The 19,774-nt window shown below is 70.4% G+C and carries 22 protein-coding genes; 11 read left to right on the forward strand and 11 right to left on the reverse strand.

The annotated features are described in order from the left end of the window. A partial coding sequence (locus G3573_RS10780) for an ABC transporter ATP-binding protein (RefSeq protein WP_163261094.1) occupies window positions 1-753 on the reverse strand: 753 nt, incomplete at its 3' end. A 191-nt stretch (window positions 754-944) separates the two neighbouring features. Between G3573_RS10780 and G3573_RS10785 the strand changes: the two genes are divergently transcribed. Further along, window positions 945-2,405 carry a DegQ family serine endoprotease gene (locus G3573_RS10785; protein WP_163261095.1) on the forward strand — a complete coding sequence of 487 codons (1,461 nt, stop codon included), beginning with the start codon at window positions 945-947 and terminating at the stop codon, window positions 2,403-2,405. A 13-nt stretch (window positions 2,406-2,418) separates the two neighbouring features. Here the strand turns inward: G3573_RS10785 and G3573_RS10790 are convergent, their stop codons facing one another. Together G3573_RS10790 and G3573_RS10795 are read right to left on the reverse strand one after the other, a co-directional pair. Next, on the reverse strand, window positions 2,419-2,823 hold the full coding sequence (locus G3573_RS10790; RefSeq protein ID WP_205598193.1) for a VOC family protein: 405 nt from the start codon (window positions 2,821-2,823) through the stop codon (window positions 2,419-2,421). Then, window positions 2,816-3,235, reverse strand: a complete 420-nt coding sequence (locus G3573_RS10795) for a VOC family protein (RefSeq protein ID WP_163261096.1) — start codon at window positions 3,233-3,235, stop codon at window positions 2,816-2,818. The genes G3573_RS10790 and G3573_RS10795 overlap by 8 nt, the downstream gene beginning before the upstream one ends. 123 nt (window positions 3,236-3,358) lie before the next feature. Here G3573_RS10795 and G3573_RS10800 point away from each other — a divergent pair, with 123 nt between their 5' ends. The 5 genes from G3573_RS10800 to G3573_RS10820 all read left to right on the forward strand — a co-directional run bounded on the left by G3573_RS10800 (window position 3,359) and on the right by G3573_RS10820 (window position 6,925). Next, entirely contained in the window at window positions 3,359-4,666 is a 1,308-nt protein-coding gene (locus G3573_RS10800; RefSeq protein WP_163261097.1) for a replication-associated recombination protein A, read from the forward strand. 54 nt (window positions 4,667-4,720) lie between these two features. Further along, the gene (locus G3573_RS10805) at window positions 4,721-5,170 is read left to right on the forward strand and encodes a hypothetical protein (RefSeq protein WP_163261098.1); all 450 of its coding nucleotides are present in this window, start codon (window positions 4,721-4,723) and stop codon (window positions 5,168-5,170) included. A gap of 59 nt (window positions 5,171-5,229) precedes the next feature. Next, window positions 5,230-5,961: an RluA family pseudouridine synthase gene (locus G3573_RS10810; protein WP_163261099.1), complete on the forward strand. Its 732-nt coding sequence runs from the start codon at window positions 5,230-5,232 to the stop codon at window positions 5,959-5,961. Between the two features lie 63 nt (window positions 5,962-6,024). Next, complete coding sequence (locus tag G3573_RS22445; protein WP_163261100.1) at window positions 6,025-6,522, forward strand: hypothetical protein; 498 nt, start codon at window positions 6,025-6,027, stop codon at window positions 6,520-6,522. Window positions 6,523-6,619: 97 nt separating this feature from the next. Then, the gene (locus G3573_RS10820; RefSeq protein WP_163261101.1) at window positions 6,620-6,925 is read left to right on the forward strand and encodes an SCP2 sterol-binding domain-containing protein; all 306 of its coding nucleotides are present in this window, start codon (window positions 6,620-6,622) and stop codon (window positions 6,923-6,925) included. A 57-nt stretch (window positions 6,926-6,982) separates the two neighbouring features. Here the strand turns inward: G3573_RS10820 and G3573_RS10825 are convergent, their stop codons facing one another. Both G3573_RS10825 and G3573_RS10830 read right to left on the reverse strand, forming a co-directional pair. Next, window positions 6,983-8,053, reverse strand: a complete 1,071-nt coding sequence (locus G3573_RS10825; protein WP_163261102.1) for a hypothetical protein — start codon at window positions 8,051-8,053, stop codon at window positions 6,983-6,985. 86 nt (window positions 8,054-8,139) lie between these two features. Further along, on the reverse strand, window positions 8,140-8,532 hold the full coding sequence (locus G3573_RS10830; protein ID WP_163261103.1) for a PRC-barrel domain-containing protein: 393 nt from the start codon (window positions 8,530-8,532) through the stop codon (window positions 8,140-8,142). Window positions 8,533-8,729: 197 nt separating this feature from the next. Here G3573_RS10830 and G3573_RS22450 point away from each other — a divergent pair, with 197 nt between their 5' ends. Continuing rightward, window positions 8,730-8,942 carry a NepR family anti-sigma factor gene (locus G3573_RS22450; protein ID WP_163261104.1) on the forward strand — a complete coding sequence of 71 codons (213 nt, stop codon included), beginning with the start codon at window positions 8,730-8,732 and terminating at the stop codon, window positions 8,940-8,942. Here G3573_RS22450 and G3573_RS10840 read toward each other — a convergent pair whose 3' ends face one another. Then, window positions 8,943-9,545 carry a sigma-70 family RNA polymerase sigma factor gene (locus tag G3573_RS10840; RefSeq protein WP_163261105.1) on the reverse strand — a complete coding sequence of 201 codons (603 nt, stop codon included), beginning with the start codon at window positions 9,543-9,545 and terminating at the stop codon, window positions 8,943-8,945. Window positions 9,546-9,773: 228 nt separating this feature from the next. Here G3573_RS10840 and egtB point away from each other — a divergent pair, with 228 nt between their 5' ends. After that, window positions 9,774-12,026, forward strand: a complete 2,253-nt coding sequence (gene egtB / locus G3573_RS10845) for an ergothioneine biosynthesis protein EgtB (RefSeq protein WP_163261106.1) — start codon at window positions 9,774-9,776, stop codon at window positions 12,024-12,026. Between the two features lie 66 nt (window positions 12,027-12,092). Here the strand turns inward: egtB and G3573_RS10850 are convergent, their stop codons facing one another. Beyond that, window positions 12,093-12,332: a general stress protein gene (locus G3573_RS10850; RefSeq protein WP_163261107.1), complete on the reverse strand. Its 240-nt coding sequence runs from the start codon at window positions 12,330-12,332 to the stop codon at window positions 12,093-12,095. A gap of 322 nt (window positions 12,333-12,654) precedes the next feature. On the opposite strand from G3573_RS10850, the gene G3573_RS10855 reads away from it, so the two are divergent. Beyond that, the gene (locus tag G3573_RS10855; RefSeq protein WP_163261108.1) at window positions 12,655-13,449 is read left to right on the forward strand and encodes a response regulator; all 795 of its coding nucleotides are present in this window, start codon (window positions 12,655-12,657) and stop codon (window positions 13,447-13,449) included. A 69-nt stretch (window positions 13,450-13,518) separates the two neighbouring features. After that, window positions 13,519-13,875 carry a hypothetical protein gene (locus G3573_RS10860; protein WP_163261109.1) on the forward strand — a complete coding sequence of 119 codons (357 nt, stop codon included), beginning with the start codon at window positions 13,519-13,521 and terminating at the stop codon, window positions 13,873-13,875. Between the two features lie 48 nt (window positions 13,876-13,923). Here the strand turns inward: G3573_RS10860 and G3573_RS10865 are convergent, their stop codons facing one another. The 4 genes from G3573_RS10865 to G3573_RS10880 all read right to left on the reverse strand — a co-directional run bounded on the left by G3573_RS10865 (window position 13,924) and on the right by G3573_RS10880 (window position 18,417). Further along, window positions 13,924-14,295: a response regulator gene (locus tag G3573_RS10865; protein ID WP_163261110.1), complete on the reverse strand. Its 372-nt coding sequence runs from the start codon at window positions 14,293-14,295 to the stop codon at window positions 13,924-13,926. A 118-nt stretch (window positions 14,296-14,413) separates the two neighbouring features. After that, entirely contained in the window at window positions 14,414-15,091 is a 678-nt protein-coding gene (locus G3573_RS10870) for an MBL fold metallo-hydrolase (protein WP_163261111.1), read from the reverse strand. 77 nt (window positions 15,092-15,168) lie between these two features. Then, window positions 15,169-16,689, reverse strand: a complete 1,521-nt coding sequence (locus G3573_RS10875) for an amino acid permease (RefSeq protein WP_163261112.1) — start codon at window positions 16,687-16,689, stop codon at window positions 15,169-15,171. Between the two features lie 171 nt (window positions 16,690-16,860). After that, a complete protein-coding gene (locus G3573_RS10880) occupies window positions 16,861-18,417 on the reverse strand; it encodes an amino acid permease (protein WP_163261113.1) in 1,557 nt (518 codons plus the stop codon). Between the two features lie 138 nt (window positions 18,418-18,555). Here G3573_RS10880 and hrpB point away from each other — a divergent pair. Further along, the coding region (gene hrpB, locus G3573_RS10885; protein ID WP_163261114.1) for an ATP-dependent helicase HrpB at window positions 18,556-19,774 on the forward strand (1,219 nt) is incomplete at its 3' end.

The following is a 19,774-nucleotide window of genomic DNA, read 5'->3' on the forward strand; positions in this document are numbered from 1 at the left end:
GTCGGCCAGCACGCCGTCGCCGTCCCGCGCGCCGCGCGCGCCCAGCACCTCGAGCACGGCGTCGAGCGGCGTGGCGGCGATGCGCAGGCGCTCCTGGCCGGCCACCAGGTCGGCCACCCGGCCCTGGGCGGCGAGGCGGCCGTGGTCGATGATGGCGACGCGGTCGCAGACCTTCTGCACCTCGGCCAGCTGGTGGCTGGCCAGTACGACGGTGACGCCGTCGCGGTCGGCCAGGCTGCGGATGAAGGCGCGCATCTCCTGGATGCCGGCCGGGTCCATGCCGCTGGTCGGCTCGTCCAGGATGATCAGCGGCGGATCGCCGAGCAGGGCGGCGGCGACGCCCAGGCGCTGCATCATGCCGACCGAGAAGCCGCGGACGTTGCGCTGGGCCGCCTCGGCCAGACCGACCCGTTCGAGGCGCGCCAGCACGTCGGCGTCGGTCAGGCGCACGCCGCCGGCCAGGGCCAGCATCTGCAGGGTCTGCACCGCCGTCAGGAAGGGCGGGAAGCGCGGGGTCTCGATCATCGACCCGATCCGCCGCGGCTTGCCGGCCGGCTCGCCGCGCACCAGGGCCCGCCCGTCGGTGGGCCGCACCAGGCCCAGCCAGATGCGGAACAGGGTGCTCTTGCCGGCTCCGTTCGGGCCCAGCACGCCGAACACGCCGCCCTCGGGAATCTCCAGGGTGAATCCGTCCAGCGCCTTCACGGCGCCGAACGTCTTGGTCAGGTCCAGCGCCTGCAGGACGGCGGTCACGGCCGGACTTCCGCGGACAGGTTAGGCGGGCGGGCGATCATCGGCGGACTCGCGTTCTTCGAGCTCACCATGCGGCGGCCCGGCGCGGGTCGCAAGGCGCAGCTGGGGAGTTTCACAGGGCTTTTCTTCGCCACAGTGCCGCCTCAAAGTTCGGTCCAGCTTCGTACGTCGAACGAGCCGCCGAGACTCCCATGAGCCGCCACCGACTTCTCCTCGCCGCCCTCGCCGTGCTGGCCGGCGCCGCGCCGCTGGTGGGCGCCGCGCAGGACCACGCCACGGACCGCAGTCAGGACCGCGTTCAAGACCAGGGCTTCGCGACCGCCCAGCTTTCCGAGCCCACGCGCCGGCCACCGGCCGACGTGGGCGCGATGAAGACCTCCTTCTCGCCCGTGGTGAAGCGGGCCGCGCCGGCGGTCGTGAACGTCTACGCCCGTCGCACCGTGCGCCAGCGGGTCGATCCCTTCTGGGACATGTTCGGCGGCGGCGTGCCGCGCGAGCGGGTGGAGCAGTCGCTGGGCTCGGGCGTGATCGTCCGCCCCGACGGCGTGATCGTCACCAACAACCACGTGGTGGAGGGCGGCCAGGAGTTCATGGTCGTGCTGCACGACCGCCGCGAATTCCCGGCCAAGGTGCTGCTGGCCGACGCCCGCTCCGACCTGGCCGTGCTGAAGATCGACACCGGCGCCGAGCGGCTGCCGACCTTGGCCATCGACGACCGCGAGGACCTGCAGGTCGGCGACCTGGTGCTGGCCATCGGCAATCCGTTCGGGGTGGGCCAGACGGTCACCAACGGCATCGTCTCGGCGCTGAACCGAACCGACGTCGGCATCACCGACTACAGCTTCTTCATCCAGACCGACGCGGCGGTGAACCCGGGCAATTCCGGCGGGGCTCTGGTCGACATGGACGGCGACCTGGTCGGCGTGAACACCGCCATCTTCTCGCGCTCCGGCACCTCCAGCGGCGTCAGCTTCGCCATTCCCTCGGCCATGGTCCGGCGCGTGGTGGAAAGCGCGGTCGGCGGCGGCCAGACCGTCGTGCGGCCGTGGCTGGGCGTGAAGTCCGAGCCGGTCACCGCCGAGATCGCCCGCAGCCTCGACCTGCCGCGCCCCGAGGGCGTGCTGGTGGCCGACGTCTATCCGAACGGCCCCGGCGCGCGCGCGGGCCTGCGCCAGGGCGACGTGGTGCTGTCGGTGGACGGCGGCGCGGTCAACGACACGGCCGGCCTGAACTTCCGCGTGGCCACCAAGCGGCCCGGCGACACCGTGACCCTGGCCGTGCTGCGCGAAGGTCGCCAGCAGACCCTGAAGGCCCGGGTCGAGCCGCCGCCGGCCTCGCCGGCCAAGGAAGAGCACACCCTGGACGGCCAGAACCCGATGAACGGCGCCGTGGTCGCCAACCTGTCGCCGGCGTCAGCCGACGAACTGGGGCTGGATCCGTTCGCCGGGCCCGGCGTGGTGGTCACCCGGATTTCAGGGCGCAGCTACGCCGGATCGGCCGGCTTCCGCCCGGGCGACATCGTCCGCGAGGTCAACGGCCGCAGGATCCAGAGCACCCGCGACCTGCTGGCCGCGCTGGGCGAACCGGCCCGCGGCTGGGCCGTCACCATCGAGCGCGACGGTCGGCTGATCACCGGCCAGTTCCGCGGGTAACGGGGGAGGGGCGTCAGCCCTTCGCCGGCCCCACCACGCCCCAGACGTGGCCGAACGGGTCACGCAGCTTGCCGGCGCGGCCGTAGAACTCGTCGGCCAGCGGACGGACGACCTGCGCGCCCGCTTGCACGGCCCGGTCGAACCAGGCGTCGGCGTCGTCGACGGTCAGATAGACAGACGTGCTGGTCCCACCGAGCGATTGGGGCGAGCGCACGCCGGTCAGCTCCTCCGGAAATTCGTCCGACAGCATCACCTCGCCGCCGTTCACCTTCAGCGTGGCGTGGCCGATGCGGTTCTCGTGCGGATAGGTCTCGACCACCTCGGCGGCGAAGGCGCGCCGGTAGAAGTCCAGCGCGCCATGGCCGTCGTGGACCATCAGGTAGACGCCGACGGGGGCGTAGTCGCGTGTGTCAGCCACCGGTCTTCCCCTTGCTCTTGGAGGCGATCGACCAGGCGAAGCCGAACGGGTCGGTGAGCTGGCCGTAGCGGTCGCCCCAAAACTGGTCGGCCAGCGGCATCTTCACGCCAGCCCCGGCCTCCAGCGCCCGGTTCCACCAGGCGTCGGCGTCGTCGACCTCGAGGTGGATGGTCACGCCGCCCGGCGCGGACGCGGTCGCGCCGCCTTTGAATTCCGGGAAGTCGTCCGACAGCATGACGCTTTCGCCGTTGATCTTCAGGTGGCTGTGCATCAGCCGTTTCCCGTCGTCGGCGTCGTTGCGGTAGGCCTCGCGGGCGTCGAAGGCGCGCTTGTAGAACTCGACGGCCTCCTTGCCGCGGCCGTCCCGCACGGTCAGGTACGGGCTGACGGCCGAGTACTTCTCGTCGCTCATGGGTGTCTCCTCGGGGGAGGGGCCATCAGAGCACGAACACCCCGCCGCCTTCCACCTTCAGCGACCGACGTTCGGCGCCCGTTTCCGCTCGCGCCGGCCCTGGCGGGGCACTAGGTATTCGCCATGAGCGATTTGTTCGAGGCGGCCGGCCTCACCCCCAAGGCGCCGTCGCCGCTGGCCGACCGGCTGCGGCCGCAAAAGCTGGAGGAGGTCGTCGGCCAGGACCATCTGCTGGGCCCCGGCGCGCCGATCCGGCGCATGGTCGAGGGCGGCCGGCTGACCTCGATGATCCTGTGGGGGCCGCCCGGCACCGGCAAGACCACCATCGCGCGCCTCCTGGCCAAGGAGGCCGGCTACGAGTTCCAGCAAATCTCGGCCGTGTTCTCCGGCGTGGCCGACCTGAAGAAGGCCTTCGAACAGGCCCGCGCCCGGCGCATGGCCGGCCAGGCCACCCTGCTGTTCGTCGACGAGATCCACCGCTTCAACCGCGCCCAGCAGGACGGCTTCCTGCCGTACGTGGAGGAGGGGACCGTCACCCTGGTCGGCGCGACCACCGAGAACCCGTCCTTCGAGCTGAACGGGGCGCTGCTGTCGCGGGCCCAGGTCTACGTCCTGCGCCGGCTGGACGAGGCGGCGCTGAACCTGTTGCTGGATCGGGCGGAAGCCTTCGAGGGGCGGCCGCTGCCGCTGCAACCCGAGGCGCGCGAGGCCCTGCTGGCCATGGCCGACGGCGATGGCCGCTACCTGCTGACCCTGGCGGAGACGCTCTACGCCATCGGCCCGTCCGAGCCGATGACGACGGCTGAGCTGGGGGCGCTGCTGCAGAAGCGGTCGCCCGCCTACGACAAGGACCGCGAGGAGCACTACAACCTCATCTCGGCCCTGCATAAGTCGGTGCGCGGCTCCGATCCTGACGCGGCGCTGTACTGGCTGGCGCGCATGCTGCAGGGCGGCGAGGACCCGCTGTACGTCGCGCGCCGCGTCGTGCGCATGGCCGTCGAAGACATCGGCGAGGCCGACCCGCTGTCCATCCTGATCGCCAACGCCGCCAAGGACACCTACGACTTCCTGGGTTCGCCCGAGGGCGAACTGGCGCTGGCCCAGGCCGTCGTGCACCTGGCCACCGCGCCGAAGTCGGTGGGCGTCTACAACGCCTGGAAGGCGGCCAACCGCGCCGCGCGCGAGACCGGCTCGCTGGGCCCGCCGGCCCACATCCGCAACGCGCCGACCAAGCTGATGAAGCAGCTCGGCTACGGCGCCGGCTACCAGTACGATCCCGACACCGAGACCGGCTTCTCCGGCCAGAACTACTTCCCCGACGGCATGGCCCGGCAGACCTTCTACAAGCCCAAGGGCGAGGGCCACGAGGCCAAGATCAAGGACCGGCTGGACCGCTGGGCGGCCGCGCGCGCGCGCAAGGACGCCGAATAGACGGCCCGCCCCGAACCGGCCTAGGCTCGCGCCTTCACCTGGGGAGGGGAAACAATGACGATGAGCATGAGCGCCGAGGCCAAGACGCCCTGGCACCTTTGGGTCGTGGGCGTGCTCGCCCTGCTTTGGAACGGCTATGGCGGCTACGACTTCGTCATGACCTTCATGAAGGGCGAGGCCTACTTCCGCGCCCACGGCATGAGCGACGCCCAGATCGCCTATTTCCAGTCCATGCCGAACTGGCTGATCGGCCCGTGGGCGCTCGGGGTGTGGAGCTCTGTCGCGGGCTCGATCCTGCTGCTGTTGCGCATGCGCTGGGCGTTCCACGCCTTCGTCGTCTCGCTGCTCGGGCTGACGACCACCCTGGTCTACACCTACCTGCTCTCGGACGGCGGCAAGATCGGCGGCGTGGACGGGACGATCATGTACGCGGTCATCGCCGCCGTGATCGTGTTGCTGGCCTGGTACTCGCACGCGATGGCCAAGCGCGGCGTGCTGCGCTGAGCGCGACATTCAGGCCGGGCGGTTTCCTCCCGGCCTGACCCGCTCTAGAAGCTGGTCGGGTGAAAGCCCGCATTCCCACCCTGTCCGCCGACGAGATCGCGCTCGTCCGCTCGCTGCCGATCTTCGAGGATCAGGCCGTCCTGGCGCTGAACAAGCCGGCCGGCCTGTCCAGCCAGGGCGGGCGGGGCCAGGTCAACACGCTGGACGAGCTGCTGTGGGCCTTCGCCAAGTCCAGCGGCCGCCGGCCGGTGCTGATCCACCGCCTGGACCGAGACACCTCCGGCGTGATCCTGACCGCCAAGACCAAGCCGGCCGCCAGCTTCCTCGGCAAGGCCCTGATGGCCCGCCGCTTCGACAAGACCTACGTGGCCATCGTCACGCCCGGCGCGCCGGAGCCCCGCAACGGCGAGATCACCACGGCGCTGCGCCGCGAGGAGATCGGGCGCGAGGCCTACATGCGCGCCTGCCCCGACGACCATCCGGACGCCGAGCCGTCGCGCACCCTCTACCGCACCCTGGCCGAGGGGCCGGGCGCGGCCCTGGTGGAGCTGCGGCCGATCACCGGGCGCATGCACCAGCTGCGCGTGCACCTGGCCTCGATCGGCCGGCCGATCGCCGGCGACGTCCGCTATGGCGGCGCCGTGGCGATCGAGGACGCGCCGGCGCCGCGCCTCATGCTGCACGCCCGCAGCCTGTCCTTCCCGCATCCGGACGGCGGCAAGAAGACGGTCGAGGCCCCTCTCCCGGCCGATTTCGAAACCCTGGCCCGGCGGACCGGTCTGATCGGCTGAACGGAACGCGGTCGCGGTTCCATCCATTTCCCTAAGGGTGCACGCAGCCTGGAGGGCCGGCCCATGAGGAACCTGCTGCTTTCCGCGCTCGTCGGCCTGACGGTCGGCGCCTGTGCGACGCCCACCGTCTATCAACCCGCGAGCAGCTCGAGCCACGTCGGCTACTCCGAGCAGCGCATCGAGGCCGACCGCTGGCAGGTGAGCTTTCACAGCGGGTCCGGGGCCAGCGCCGCCGAGGTGAACCAGTACGCCCTGCGTCGGGCGGCGGAGCTGACCCTGGCGCAGGGCTACGACTGGTTCGTCGTGGTCAACCGCTACACCGAAGCCCAGGGCGGATCCGGGTACGGCTCGGGCGTGTCGGTCGGGGCCGGCGGCGGCAACTGGGGCGGTGGCGGCAGCAGCTGGGGCGGGGCGGGCGTGGGCTTGAGCTTCCCGCTGGGCGGCTCCGGTCCGGCCCTGACCACCACGCTGGACATCCGCATGGGACGAGGGGCGCGCCCGCAGGCGGCCGACGCCTACGACGCGCGTGACGTGGCCTCGTCGGTGGGCCCGCGAGGCTGACGCTGCGGCGCCTTGACGCGCCTTCGGATTTCTTCTCGAACGAGGGCTTCCCGGCGCGCGCCGTTTGCGGCCGGCCGATCGTGAAGGAAATCTGGAAATGGCTGATCTGGCGCAAGTCACCGACCGCATCCGTCAGGCCGTGGGCGACAATTCGGGCCTCGGCAAGACCGTGAAGCTCGACTTCGGCGGCGACGGCAAGATCTACATCGACGGCGCCAGCAGCCCGAACTCGGTGACCAACGAGGACAAGCCGGCCGACGCCGTGGTGCAGATCAGCTGGGACGACTTCCTGGCGCTGTCCCAGGGCCAGCTCGACCCGATGATGGCCTTCATGCAGGGCAAGATGAAGATCCAGGGCGACATGATGCTGGCCCAGCGTCTGGCGCCGCTGCTGAAGAAGTAAGAACGACAAAAGGCCCGGCGCGAGCGCCGGGCCTTTCTTTCTGGACCGCCTGAACGGTCACATCTTCTTCTTGTCGGCGTCGCTTACGCCCTGGACCCTGGACGAGCTGGCCAGGGTGCCGGACTGGTCGGCGTCGGACGAGGCGCCGTAGGTGCCGGAGGTCTGGCCGCTCTGGGTCTGATAGCCGGTCGTGCCGGTCGTCCCGGCCTGGCCCTGGCCCACGCGGCCCTGACGATCCTTGCGCCAGCTGTCGAAGTCGCGGCTGAACTTGGCCCGGCGCTCTTCGCGCCAGCCGTGGTAGTCGCGGTCCAGGTTCTGGATCTGCTCGTCGCGCCAGTGCAGGTAGTCCGGCTCGAAGTCGCCGTGCTGCGAGTGGAACTCGACGCCGCGGCCGGTGCGGCCGCTGGCCCAGATCTGCGAGCCCGGCGCGTAGGAAGAGTCCTCGCCGAAGGGCAGGGCGCCGCGGCCGCCGCCTAGCTCGTGCACCCGCTGGCCACGGCCATAGTCCGGCGCGGGCTGGGACCGATGGCCGACCTGGCCCTGGCCGTAGGTGCCGTGGGTATGGCCGTAACGCTGGCCGTAGCCCTCGCCGTAACCTTGGCCGTACTGGCCATAGCTCTGGGCGGACTGGCCATAGCCCTGGCCGTACTGGCCTTGCTCATAGGCGGCCTGTCCGTAGCCGCCCTGGAACGACTGCCGCTGGCCGTAGCCGCCCTGGCCGTACTCGTTTTGCCCGTATCTGCCCGACTCGTACTGCCCCTGGCCGTAGCCCTGGCCGTACTGAGCGGACTGGCCGTAGGGCTGCCCGTACTGCGCCTGGCCGTACTGGGGCTGGCCGTACTGGCCGTAGGACCGCGGCTGGCCGTACTCGCCCTGCCCATACATGCCGCCCTGGGCGGACGGCTGGTAGCGGCCGTATTCGCGCTCCTGGTGGTTGTAGGTCTGGCCGCCGCCGTAGCGCTGGCTGGAATAGTCCTGGCCGTAGGCCTGGCCGCGGGTGTCCTCGCGGCCCTGGTCGTCACGCCAGGACGGGCTCTCGGCGCGCCAGCCGGCGCGCTCCTCGCGCTCGCGATCCCGCTCCCGTCCGAAGTCGCCGCGCCAGCCGCCGTATTGGTCTCTGTCCTGCATGGTCCTGCTTTCCTCAGTTGGGAGGGGAAGTCAGGGACCAACGCCTGCTAAGCGCGGGAAGTTCCTTAGGTAGTTTCCGGAAAAGCTTAGCGAAAATCGCCGCTTAGCCGATCGTCGTCGGACGGGGTCTCGCGGCCCTTCCGTTCATGGGCATGGTAGTGGCTGTGCACGGCGTCGCGCCAGCCGGTGTCGTCGTCGTCGAACTGGTGCCGGCCCAGGGTCGGCGCGCCCTGCAGGGTCTCGCGGTCGACCGGAACGATATAGCCGCGCCGTTCGAGGTCGTAGCTGAGCAGCGACCACGGCAGCGGGTGGTAGCGCTCGCCCATCTTCAGGAAGCCGCCGAAGGCCATGACCGCGTAGGCGACGCGGCCGCTGAGCTTGTCCAGCATCAGGTCTTCGACATGGCCCAGCTTGTCGCCTTCGGCGTTGTAGACGGCCGTTCCCTTGACGCGGCTGGCGGCGATCAGCGGATTGGACATGGAGGCGCTCCCACAGTGGTGGCCGCTGAACGTCAGCCGGGCGGGGCGGTTCCTTCGACCTTGACTGTAGCCGGGTCGCAACACATCATGGGCGGGTAGGTGCGTCCCTTTGCGCCAGCTGGCGAGGGTTGTTCGTCCGGCTGGCTCGCATAATCTCGATATCGTTCATTCAGCGTCGTGAGCGTGGGAGAGTGAAAGTGGCGGGTCAATCGACGGGGAAGACCAAGTCTGCCCAGAGCGACACCCCTGAAAACGGGGCGCTCGACGCCTCGGCGCCGATCGGCGATCAGCTGAAGGCGATGTTCGATACGGTCGCGACCAGCCCGATGCCGGAGCACCTGGCTCAGCTCGTCGACGAACTCGAGGAAAAGTACCGGGCCGGCGAACTGCGGCCCGATCCGAAGAACTGATCAGTCCTCGGCGACGGCCGCGACGAGGTCTTCCGACGCGAAGGTGTCGGTCGCGTTGTCCGCGTCCATGATCTTCAGCAACCGCGCCCGCGCGCGGTTCACCCGGCTCTTTATCGTGCCGAGCGCGCAGCCGCAGATCTCGGCCGCCTCTTCGTAGGTGAGGCCGGCGGCGCCGACCAGGATCAGAGCCTCGCGGTGTTCGTCCGGCAGCTGGCCCAGCGCGGTCTGCAGCGAGCGCATGGCCACGCTCCAGTCCTGGGTCGGCGGCGTGAACAGGGTGGCGGCGTGCTTGCCGCTCTCGTCGCTGACCTCGCGGCGGCGACGGACCACGGCGGTGTAGTAGGTGTTGCGCAGAATGGTGAAGAGCCAGGCGCGCAGGTTGGTGCCGGGCTCGAACTTGGACCGGTGGGTCCAGGCCTTGATCAGGGTGTCCTGCACCAGGTCGTCGGCGTCGGCGCTGTTGTGGCTCAGCGACCAGGCGAAGGCCCGCAGCGCCGGTATAAGCGCTACAACATCTTCACGCCAACTTGAGCTTTCAAGTTCGTCCGCGTCCAGCACCGGCGCGGCCGGACCCAGCTGATTGTCTTCGTGTAGTGAAGTCATGTCCGCAGCCCCGTCACGACGAATAAACTACTCGTCCTTGGGCGCGACAGACGGCTGACGCCGTCCGAACACCGCGCCCACATGGCTTCCGTGCAAGCCATAGTTTTACACCGTGCCGGGGAACTCAACCCCTGAATTTCGCGCCTCGGGGGGAACCGAAGCGGGGAACCGACGTTCGCGGGTCTCCGGGGGCAGGTGGCGGCCGCCCGGCTTTCGGGAGACGCGCGCATGAGGCTTTCGGCCGACCCCCAGACCTCCGAGCCGACCCGCTCCGAGCCCGGCGCGCCGCGCGCCGCGCGCGACGTCGGGCGGAGCCTTGTGGAATTGGCCGTCGCGCGCTTTCGCCGGGTGCGTGCGCGCACCGTCTCGCTGGCCGAGCCGCTGTCGCCGGAGGACATGGTCGTCCAGTCGATGGCCGACGCCTCTCCGGTGAAGTGGCATCTGGCACACACCTCCTGGTTTTTCGAAGAGATGCTCCTGGCGCGCCGGCCGGGGCACGTCTGGGCGGACCCGACCTTCCGCTATCTGTTCAACTCCTATTACGAGGCCGTCGGGCCGCGGCAGCCGCGCCCCTCGCGCGGCCTGATCACCCGCCCGGGCGTGGCCGAGGTCGTGGCCTACCGGCGGCGCGTCGACGAGGCGATGGTCGAGTGGCTCACCGCCGGCGGCCTGGACGACGCCGAGGCGGCCTACCTGTTCGAGCTGGGCCTGAACCACGAGCAGCAGCACCAGGAGCTGATCCTGACCGACGTGCTGCACCTGTTCGCGCAGTCGCCGCTGAGCCCGGCCTACCAGGCGGCCGCGCCAGCCGTGTCGGCCGCGCCTGGGCCGGCGCGCTGGGCCGAGTTCGACGGCGGCCAGGTCGAGATCGGCTGGGCCGGGGAGGGGTTCGCCTTCGACAACGAAGGGCCCCGCCACGCGACGCTGCTGACGCCTTTCCGGCTGGCGGACCGGCCGGTGACCAACGCCGAGTGGACATCCTTTATGGCCGACGGCGGCTATCGCCGCCCCGAGCTGTGGCTCTCGGACGGCTGGGCGACGGTGCAGGCCGAGGGCTGGGCGGCGCCCGGCTACTGGCGCGAGACGGCGGAGGGCTGGCGGCAGATGACCCTGGCGGGCCTGCGTCCGCTGGATCCCGACGCGCCGGTCGTGCACGTCAGCTTCTACGAGGCCGACGCCTATGCGCGCTGGATCGGCGCGCGCCTGCCCACCGAAGCGGAGTGGGAGCACGCGGCCGCGGGCGTTCCGGTGCGCGGCAACCTGGCCGGCGCGGCCGACGTGTCGGCCGGTCCGCTGCGCCAGCAGTTCGGCGACGTCTGGGAGTGGACCGCCAGCCCCTACGTTCCCTATCCGGGCTTCCATCCCCGGCCGGGCGCGGTGGCCGAGTACAACGGCAAGTTCATGGCCAACCAGATGGTCCTGCGCGGCGGATCGTTCGCGACCCCGGCCGACCACGTGCGCGCCAGCTATCGCAACTTCTTCTATCCGCAGCAGCGCTGGCAGTTCACCGGCCTGCGGCTGGCGCAGGACGCGCGCGGCCGGGCGCGCCGCCCGGCGGCCGAGCCCGGCGGCTTCGAAGCCGAGCTGATCGAGGGCCTGTCGAAAACCCCCAAGGCGATGTCGCCCAAGTGGTTCTACGACGAGGAGGGCTCGATCCTGTTCGAGGCCATCACGGCCGTGCCCGAGTACTATCCGACCCGCACCGAGACGGCCCTGCTGAAGGCAGCCGCGCCTGAGATCGCGGCCGGCTTCCCGCCGGACGCCGTGCTGGTCGAGCTCGGGTCGGGCGCGAGCGTGAAGACGCGGCTGTTGCTCGACGCGGCGCCCGGCCTGTTCGCCTACGTGCCGGTCGACATCAGCGCCGAGCACCTGGAGACCACGGCGGCGGCGCTCAGGGCCGACTATCCGGGGCTGAGGATCGAGCCGCTGGCCGGCGACTTCACCGGCCGGCTCAGCCTGCCCGAGGTCGCCGACGGCCGGCCGCGGGTCGGCTTCTTCCCCGGCTCGACCATCGGCAACTTCACCCGGCCCGAGGCGCGCGCCCTGCTGCGCTCGATCCGCGCCCTGCTGGGGCCCGGTTCGGCGCTGGTGATCGGGGTGGACCTGGTCAAGGACGAGGCGGACCTGGTCGCGGCCTACGACGACGCGCAGGGCGTGACCGCCGCGTTCAATCTCAACCTGCTGGCGCGCGCCAACCGTGAGCTCGGGGCCGACTTCGACCTGGCGGGCTTCGAGCACGAGGCGGTGTGGAACGCGGACGAAAGCCGCGTGGAGATGCATCTGCGCAGCCGTCGCGACCAAGCGGTGCGGGTCGGCGGCCGGCGACTGAGCTTCCGTGCCGGTGAGACCGTGCACACGGAGAACTCATACAAGTATACGGTCGAGGGGTTCAGCGCGCTCGCGGCGTCGGCCGGGTGGCGGACGGAGCGGGCGTGGATGTCTGAGGATCCCGCGTTCGCGGTGTTGCGCCTGGCCTGCTGAGGGCGTGGCCGGGCGTAAGGCTGAGGAGGAAGAACGCGGCGGCGCCTTCCTCTCGTTTGTCTGCTGTCAGCTGCGCTGTTCCGCGCCTTCCGAGCGGCCGGAGCCGCGCTTGCGGCCGCCGTGGGACGCCTCTCCGCCCTTGCGCCCGGCCTCGGCGGCCAGGGTGCGGTCCTGGGAGAAGCTGCGCTTTTCGCTGGGCACGCTGGCCCCGCCCTTGCGGGCGATCTCGCGTTGCCGCTCGGGATCCATCGAAGCGAAGCCCCGTTTGGAAGTTCCGCTGCGCTCGTTGCCTTGGCCTTGGGGCATTACAGGCTCCTTCAGTTCCCCATGGTCGTGGGTTGGTGTCCGTCCGGGCGGACCGTGAACCGACAGGCTTCCGGGACTGTTCCGGTGCGGGCGCGGGGATTTTCCGAGCGGCCTTTTGCCCTTGCGCCCGGGATCGGGATGCGGGAGCCGCACGCAACGCGTTTGATCCAGGGTTTCGCGCGTCGTTCGGCAGCCCACCGGCGACGCTGGAAAGCCCCAGCGAATTCAACGGCAACCGCCAACGGCGCAGCTTTGTTCCTCGGCCACGGGAACCGAGCGCGCGCCGGGCTGTTCATTTACCGTCGCGCTCGAGGACCCGCCCATGCCGCAAAAGCCGATCCTTCGGCACGCGCCGTATTTGCGCCGCTATGCGCGCGCGCTCACTGGTTCGCAGAAGGAAGGCGACGGCTACGTCCAGGCCACCCTGGAGGCGCTGCTCAGCGGCGACCTGCCCCTGGCGCGCGACGTGCCGGTTCGCACCGCCCTGTTCCACGCCTTCCACCAGACCTGGCGCAAGTCGCTGAACGGCTATTCCATCGACGCGCCGATCAAGAACCGGCTGATCGCCGACATCCGCCTGCAGCGGATGACGCCGGAGCATCGCACCGCGCTGCTGCTCATTCTGATGGAGGGCTTCGCGCCGTCGGAAGTCGCCTTCATTCTCGGCGTGTCCGAGACCGAGGTCGACAAGCGCTTCGCCGCGGCCCAGGCCTCGATCGAGCAGCAGCTGGCCACCGACGTGCTGATCATCGAGGACGAGCCGATCATCGCGCTCGACCTGCAACGGGTGGTCCAGGACATGGGCCATCGGGTGATGGGCGTGGCCGCGACCCACGACGAGGCGGTCTCGCTGGCTGGGGAAGAGGCGCCGGGCCTGGTGCTGGCCGACGTGCGGCTGGCCGACGATTCCAGCGGCATCGAGGCGGTCGCCGACATCCTCAAGCGCTACGACGTGCCGGTGGTGTTCATCACCGCCTATCCCGAGCGCCTGCTGACCGGCGAGAAGCCGGAGCCGGCCTTCCTGATCACCAAGCCGTTCCGCGAGGAGACGGTGAAGGCGCTGATCGGCCAGGCGCTGTTCTTCCACCAGCCGCGGCCGCAGCTGCAGGTCGTCTGAGCGCGATAGCGCGCCCACGCTTGCAGATCAGGAACCCGGCCTTTGGCGGCGGCGTTCACGAGGCTCCACATGACGGAGTGCGACGCCATGAGCGACCTGACCGGCGGACCGACGACCCCGGAAACCCCGACGCGCGCGACGCAGCCCCGGCAGCCGCGCATGGCTGAGCTGCGCCCCGGCGCCGAGCGGAGCTTCGCCAGCGCGGCCCGCGACGTCCGGCGTGCGCAGCGCGATCTGGCGCACGCGGAAGAGAGCCTGATGGCCGAGGGCTTCGACGTGGCGCAGGCCAAGTTCAAGGACCTGCAGGCCTGGAGCGCGCGTCAGACCACGAGCGGTCGCGACGCCATCCGGCTGCACCCGTTCACCAGCTGCGCGGCCCTGTTCGGCGTGGGGATGATTACGGGAATTCTGCTGACGCGCCGCTAGCGCGTCGGTCGGGCGCCGCCGGTCTTCGGACCGGCCGGCGCGCAGGCCTCAGCTCACGCGCGGGAGGCGGAAGCCCAGCGCCTCGGTGGCGCGGGCGAGGTCGTCTTCGGTGTAGGGCTTGGGCAGGACGGCGACCTTGGGGTCGCTGGCGAACTTGGCCTTCAGCTCGCCCTCGTCGTAGCCGCTGGCCACCACGATCGACAGGTCCGGCGACAGGGCGCGCAGGCGCATGGCCAACTCGTCGCCCTTGGCGTCGGGCAGGCCGACGTCGATCACCGCCAGGGACGGTTCGCGACGGTTGAATTCGTTCATGGCTTCCGCGGCGTTGCGGGCGGACGTGGGTTCGAACCCGAGGGAGGTGAGGGCTTCCTCCGCAATCATGGCCACCAGGGCCTCGTCCTCGACCAGAAGCGCGCGCACCAGGGACACCTCTTCCGTCGACCTCATATGCCGACGTTATACCCTTTCGGGAGACTGTACACCTCGGAGAATCGCCCCGGGGGTGAAGGCGGAACGCCTCCCGCCACGGGAGGTTGCGTCATCCCTGGGCGCCCGCCAGCACCCGGTCGCCCACGAACGGGTTTGAGCGGCGCTCCTCGCCGAAGGTCGACATCGGCCCGTGGCCGGGCACGAAGCGCACGTCGTCGCCCAGCGGCCAGAGCTTTTGGGTGATCGAGTGGATCAGGTCGGCGTGGTTGCCGCGGGGGAAATCGGTCCGCCCCATGGAGCCCTTGAACAGCACGTCGCCGACCTGGGCGAAGCGGGCCTGGCGGTTGAAGAACACCACGTGGCCGGGGGTGTGGCCGGGGCAGTGGATCACCTCCCACACGGTCTCGCCCAGGGTGACGGTGTCGCCGTCGTGCAGCCAGCGGTCCGGGGTGAAGGACCTCTGGTCGGGCATGCCGTAGCGCAGGCCGTCCTCGGGAATGCGGTCGATCCAGAACTGGTCGTCCGGGTGCGGGCCCTCGATCGGCGCGCCGGTCCTGGCCTTCAGCTCCTCGGTCGCGCCGGCGTGGTCGAGGTGGCCGTGGGTGACCCAGATCTTCTCCACCGTCAGGCCGCGCCGGGCGATCTCGCGCAGGATCGGATCGAGGTCGCCGCCGGGATCGATGATCGCGGCCTTGTTGGTCTTGGTGCACCACACGACGGTGCAGTTCTGCTGGAGCGGCGTGACCGGGGCGATCAGCACGCCGATGGGCGAGGCGGGGGTGCTCATGCTGCTGACATAGGCGGGGCCGCCCGGTGCGCAAAGAAAAAAGCCCGGGCCGACGCCCGGGCTTTTCCTTGTGAGTCTCAGTCCGCGCCAGGCGCCGGCTGGGTGTCCGGGACGAGCTCCGGCCCGTCGACCAGACCTCGGCCGACATGGCTCTTGTGCACGCCGTACAGCAGGTAGACGACCAGGCCGACGCCCGACCAGATCGGGAACAGCATCTTCGCCGGGGCCGGCAGGAAGAAGAACAGCACCACGCAGCCGATCGCCGACAGCGGCGCGATGATCCAGACCAGCGGGGTCCTGAACGGGCGTTTCCGGTCCGGGTTGGTCTTGCGCAGGATCATCACCGCCAGCGACACGGCGAAGAAGGCGAACAGCGTGCCGGAGTTGGAGATGTCCGCCAGCTGGCCGACCGGGAAGAAGGCGGCGCCGATCATCACGCCCACGCCGGTCAGGATGGTCACCACGTGCGGGGTCTTGAACTTCGGGTGCACGCGGCTCAGCACGCCGGGTAGCAGGCCGTCCCGCGACATCACGAAGAAGATGCGCGTCTGGCCGTAGATCATCGCCAGGATGACCGACGGCAGGCCCAGGAAGACCGCCAGGCCGAGCAGGTTGCCGACTTCCGGCTGGCCGATCTGGCGCAGCACGTGGGCCAGGGCCTCCTTCGAGCAGACCAGCGGCTGCTGGCCGGCCTGCGCCAGCGTCGAGCATTGCTGGGTCAGGGCGGTCGAACCGGCGGCCAGCACCTCGCCGTTCGGGCCGAACACCGGCTGGGCCCCGTAGGCGCCGATCGCGCCGGCGGCCACCAGCAGGTAGAACACCGTGCAGATCACCAGCGAGCCGATCAGGGCGATCGGCACGTTGCGCTGCGGGTTCTTGGTCTCTTCCGCCGCGGTCGAGACCGCGTCGAAGCCGACATAGGCGAAGAAGATCGAGGCGGCGGCGCCGATCACGCCCGGCGTGCCCATCGGCGCGAACGGCTGGAAGTTCTGCTCCTTCAGCAACGGCAGGGCCAGCCACACGAAGGCGCCGAGCGCGGCGACCTTGATGGCGACCAGGACGGCGTTGAGCGTCGCGCTCTCGCGTGTGCCGCGGATCAGCAGCAGGGTGACTAGCAGGCCGATCGCGACGGCCGGCAGGTTGACCAGGCCCCCGGCGTACGGGCCGTTGGCGAACTCCGGCGGGACGACGATCCCGAGCGAGTGCTCCAGCAGGCCGGTGAAATAGCCCGACCAGCCGACCGAGACGGCGCTGGCGGCCACGGCGTATTCGAGGATCAGCGCCCAGCCGACCAGCCAGGCGACCACCTCGCCCAGCACCGCGTACGAGTAGGTGTAGGCCGAGCCCGAGACCGGCACCATGGCGGCCAATTCGGAGTAGCAGAGCGCCGCCAGCGCGCAGACGAAGCCGGCGATGATGAAGGACACCATCATGCCGGGACCGGCCTTCTGGGCCGCTTCGGCGGTGAGCACGAAGATGCCGGTGCCGATGATCGCGCCCACGCCCAACAGGGTGAGCTGAACGGCGCCCAGCGAGCGGTGCAGGGACTTCTTCTCGGCCGTCGCCAGGATCGAATCTAACGGTTTAACGCGCCACATAACCCCCTCCGTACGGCAGACCGCCGTCGGGATCGGAGACTGGCGGGGTTGCTTGGGGCAGGGTCCGGATTGCGATGGAACCGGGCGCCGTCGCGGCGAAGCTGGACCGGACGGGGGGCTGGAAAGAAAAAAGCCCGGGCCGAAGCCCGGGCTTTTCCTTGTCCGAGGACCTTACGATCCGGGCGGGTTTTCGACGCCCGGCATCGGCTGGGCGCCCGCCGAGGTCGGCGGCGCGTTCGGGTCCAGTTCCGGCACTTCGATGATGCCGCGGCCGACGTGGCTCTTGTGCACGCCGTACAGCAGGTAGACGACCAGGCCGACGCCCGACCAGATCGGGAACAGCAGCTTGGCGTCGTGCGGCAGGAAGAAGAACAGCACGGCGCAGCCGAGCACCGACAGCGGCGCCACGATCCAGACCAGCGGGGTCCTGAACGGGCGCTTCCGGTCCGGGTTGGTCTTGCGCAGGATCATCACCGCCAGCGACACCATGAGGAAGGCGAACAGGGTGCCGGAGTTGGAGATGTCCGCCAGCTTGCCGACCGGCAGGAAGGCGGCGGCGAGCATGACGCCGGCGCCGGTCAGCATGGTGACGATGTGCGGCGTCTTGAACTTCGGGTGCACGCGGCTCAGCACGCTGGGCAGCAGGCCGTCGCGGGACATCACGAAGAAGATGCGGGTCTGGCCGTAGATCATCGCCAGGATGACCGACGGCAGGGCCAGGAAGGCGGCCAGGCCGAGCAGGTTGCCGACTTGCGGCTGGCCGATCTGACGCAGCACGTGAGCCAGGGCTTCCTTCGAGCAGACCAGCGGCTGCTGGCCGGCCTGGGTCAGGGTGGCGCATTGCTGGGTCAGGGCCATCGAGCCCGGAGCCAGGACTTCGCCGCCCGCGCCGAACACCGGCTGGGCGCCGTAGGCGCCGATCGCACCGGCGGCCACCAGCAGGTAGAAGACGGTGCAGATCACCAGCGAGCCGATCAGGGCGATCGGGACGTTGCGCTGCGGGTTCTTGGTCTCTTCGGCCGCGGTCGAGACCGCGTCGAAGCCGACGTAGGCGAAGAAGATCGACGCCGCGGCGCCGATCACGCCGGCCGTGCCGAGCGGCGCGAACGGCTGGAAGTTCTGATCCTTGATCAGCGGCAGGGCCAGCCAGATGAAGGCCGACAGCGCCGCCACCTTGATCGCCACCAGGACGGCGTTGACGGTCGCGCTTTCACGGGTGCCGCGGATCAGCAGCAGGGTGACCAGCAGGCCGATCACGACGGCCGGCAGGTTCACGATGCCGCCGGCGTACGGGCCGTTGGCGAACTCGGGCGGAATGGTGACGTTGAGCGAGTGCTCGATCAGGCCGACGAAATAGCCCGACCAGCCCACCGACACGGCGCTGGCCGCCACGGCGTATTCGAGGATCAGCGCCCAGCCGACCAGCCAGGCGAAGACTTCACCGAGGACGGCGTAGGAGTAGGTGTAGGCGGAACCCGAGACCGGCACCATCGAGGCCAGTTCCGAGTAGCAGAGCGCGGCGACCGCGCAGACGGCGCCGGCGATGATGAAGGAGATCATCATGCCCGGACCGGCCTTCTGGGCCGCTTCGGCGGTCAGCACGAAGATGCCGGTGCCGATGATCGCGCCGACGCCGAGCAGCGTCAGCTGCACGACGCCCAGCGAGCGGTGCAAGGATTTCTTCTCGGCCGTCGCCAAGATCGCGTCTAGCGGTTTAACGCGCCACATAGCCCCTCCCGTACGCGGCTCAAGGGCCGCGCAAATTAATTTTCGCGCAACCGTGAACCGGTTGCTCCGCTTTGGTCAAGCGAATGCTTAGGTTGCGCCTTGGCGTCGCGGGACGGGGTGGATAGACGGCCTTCAGCCATGTTGCCGATTCATGACGTCCTGGAGCCTCTGAAGGCCGCGCTCGCCGCGAGAACCGCCGCGGTGCTGGTTGCGCCGCCAGGCGCCGGCAAGACCACGGTGGTTCCCTTGGCGCTCAAGGACGAGCCGTGGGTCGCGGGGCGCAAGGTCATCGTGCTGGAGCCGCGACGTCTGGCCGCACGCGCGGCGGCCGCCCGCATGGCCTCGACCCTCGGCGAAAAGGTCGGCGAGACGGTCGGTTTCCGCGTGCGCATGCAGTCCAAGGTGTCGCCGCGCACCCGGGTCGAAGTGGTCACCGAAGGCGTCTTCACCCGGATGATTCTGGACGATCCGGGGCTGGAGGGCGTGGCCGCCGTCCTGTTCGACGAATTCCACGAGCGCAGCCTGGACGCCGACCTCGGCCTGGCCTTCGCGCGTGACGTCCAGGGCCTGCTGCGCGACGACCTGCGCCTCCTGGTCATGTCCGCGACCCTGGACGGCGCGCGCGTCTCGGCCCTGCTGGACGAGGCGCCGGTGGTGGAGAGCGAGGGCCGGATGTTCCCGGTCGACACCCGCCATCTGGGCCGCAATCCGGCCGAGCGCCTGGAGGACGCCGTCGCCAAGGCGGTGATGAAGGCGCTGGCGGAGGAGGGCGGCAGCCTGTTGGTCTTCCTGCCCGGCCAGGGCGAGATCCGCCGCGTCGAGGAGCGGCTGGCCGAGCGGGTGCGCGATCCCTCGGTGATCCTGGCTCCGCTCTACGGCGCGCTGGCCCCGGACGACCAGGACCGCGCGGTCGAGCCCGCGCCGCCGGGCCGGCGCAAGGTGGTGCTGGCCACCTCCATCGCCGAGACCAGCCTGACCATCCAGGGCGTGCGGGTGGTGATCGACTGCGGCCTGGCCCGCGTGCCGCGCTACGATCCGGCCTCGGGCCTGACCCGGCTGGAGACCGTGCGGGTCAGCCGCGCCGCCGCCGACCAGCGCCGCGGCCGTGCGGGCCGCACCGAGCCGGGCGTCTGCTACCGCCTGTGGGAGGAGCCGGAGACCCGCTCGCTTACGCCCTTCGCCCGGCCGGAGATCCTGGAGACCGACCTGTCGCGCCTGGCGCTGGACCTGGCCCGCTGGGGCGCGCGCGGGCCGGAGGGGCTGGCCTTCCTCGACCCGCCGCCGCAGGCCGCGTGGCGCGAGGCGCGCGGCCTGCTCCAGCGGCTGCAGGCGCTGGACGCCCACGGCGATCTGACCG

The organism is Caulobacter sp. 17J65-9 (assembly GCF_010975005.1).
In the GTDB taxonomy this organism is placed as follows: domain Bacteria; phylum Pseudomonadota; class Alphaproteobacteria; order Caulobacterales; family Caulobacteraceae; genus 17J80-11.

What these genes read in the sequence shown, in the direction of transcription:
- G3573_RS10785 (WP_163261095.1), top strand. Translation starts at nt 945, where the DNA reads ATGAGCCGCCACCGACTTCTCCTCGCCGCCCTCGCCGTGCTGGCCGGC.
- G3573_RS10795 (WP_163261096.1), bottom strand. Translation starts at nt 3,235, where the DNA reads ATGAGCGACGAGAAGTACTCGGCCGTCAGCCCGTACCTGACCGTGCGG.
- G3573_RS10800 (WP_163261097.1), top strand. Translation starts at nt 3,359, where the DNA reads ATGAGCGATTTGTTCGAGGCGGCCGGCCTCACCCCCAAGGCGCCGTCG.
- G3573_RS10805 (WP_163261098.1), top strand. Translation starts at nt 4,721, where the DNA reads ATGACGATGAGCATGAGCGCCGAGGCCAAGACGCCCTGGCACCTTTGG.
- G3573_RS22445 (WP_163261100.1), top strand. Translation starts at nt 6,025, where the DNA reads ATGAGGAACCTGCTGCTTTCCGCGCTCGTCGGCCTGACGGTCGGCGCC.
- G3573_RS10820 (WP_163261101.1), top strand. Translation starts at nt 6,620, where the DNA reads ATGGCTGATCTGGCGCAAGTCACCGACCGCATCCGTCAGGCCGTGGGC.
- G3573_RS10825 (WP_163261102.1), bottom strand. Translation starts at nt 8,053, where the DNA reads ATGCAGGACAGAGACCAATACGGCGGCTGGCGCGGCGACTTCGGACGG.
- G3573_RS10830 (WP_163261103.1), bottom strand. Translation starts at nt 8,532, where the DNA reads ATGTCCAATCCGCTGATCGCCGCCAGCCGCGTCAAGGGAACGGCCGTC.
- G3573_RS10840 (WP_163261105.1), bottom strand. Translation starts at nt 9,545, where the DNA reads ATGACTTCACTACACGAAGACAATCAGCTGGGTCCGGCCGCGCCGGTG.
- egtB (WP_163261106.1), top strand. Translation starts at nt 9,774, where the DNA reads ATGAGGCTTTCGGCCGACCCCCAGACCTCCGAGCCGACCCGCTCCGAG.
- G3573_RS10850 (WP_163261107.1), bottom strand. Translation starts at nt 12,332, where the DNA reads ATGCCCCAAGGCCAAGGCAACGAGCGCAGCGGAACTTCCAAACGGGGC.
- G3573_RS10855 (WP_163261108.1), top strand. Translation starts at nt 12,655, where the DNA reads ATGCCGCAAAAGCCGATCCTTCGGCACGCGCCGTATTTGCGCCGCTAT.
- G3573_RS10860 (WP_163261109.1), top strand. Translation starts at nt 13,519, where the DNA reads ATGACGGAGTGCGACGCCATGAGCGACCTGACCGGCGGACCGACGACC.
- G3573_RS10870 (WP_163261111.1), bottom strand. Translation starts at nt 15,091, where the DNA reads ATGAGCACCCCCGCCTCGCCCATCGGCGTGCTGATCGCCCCGGTCACG.
- G3573_RS10875 (WP_163261112.1), bottom strand. Translation starts at nt 16,689, where the DNA reads ATGTGGCGCGTTAAACCGTTAGATTCGATCCTGGCGACGGCCGAGAAG.
- G3573_RS10880 (WP_163261113.1), bottom strand. Translation starts at nt 18,417, where the DNA reads ATGTGGCGCGTTAAACCGCTAGACGCGATCTTGGCGACGGCCGAGAAG.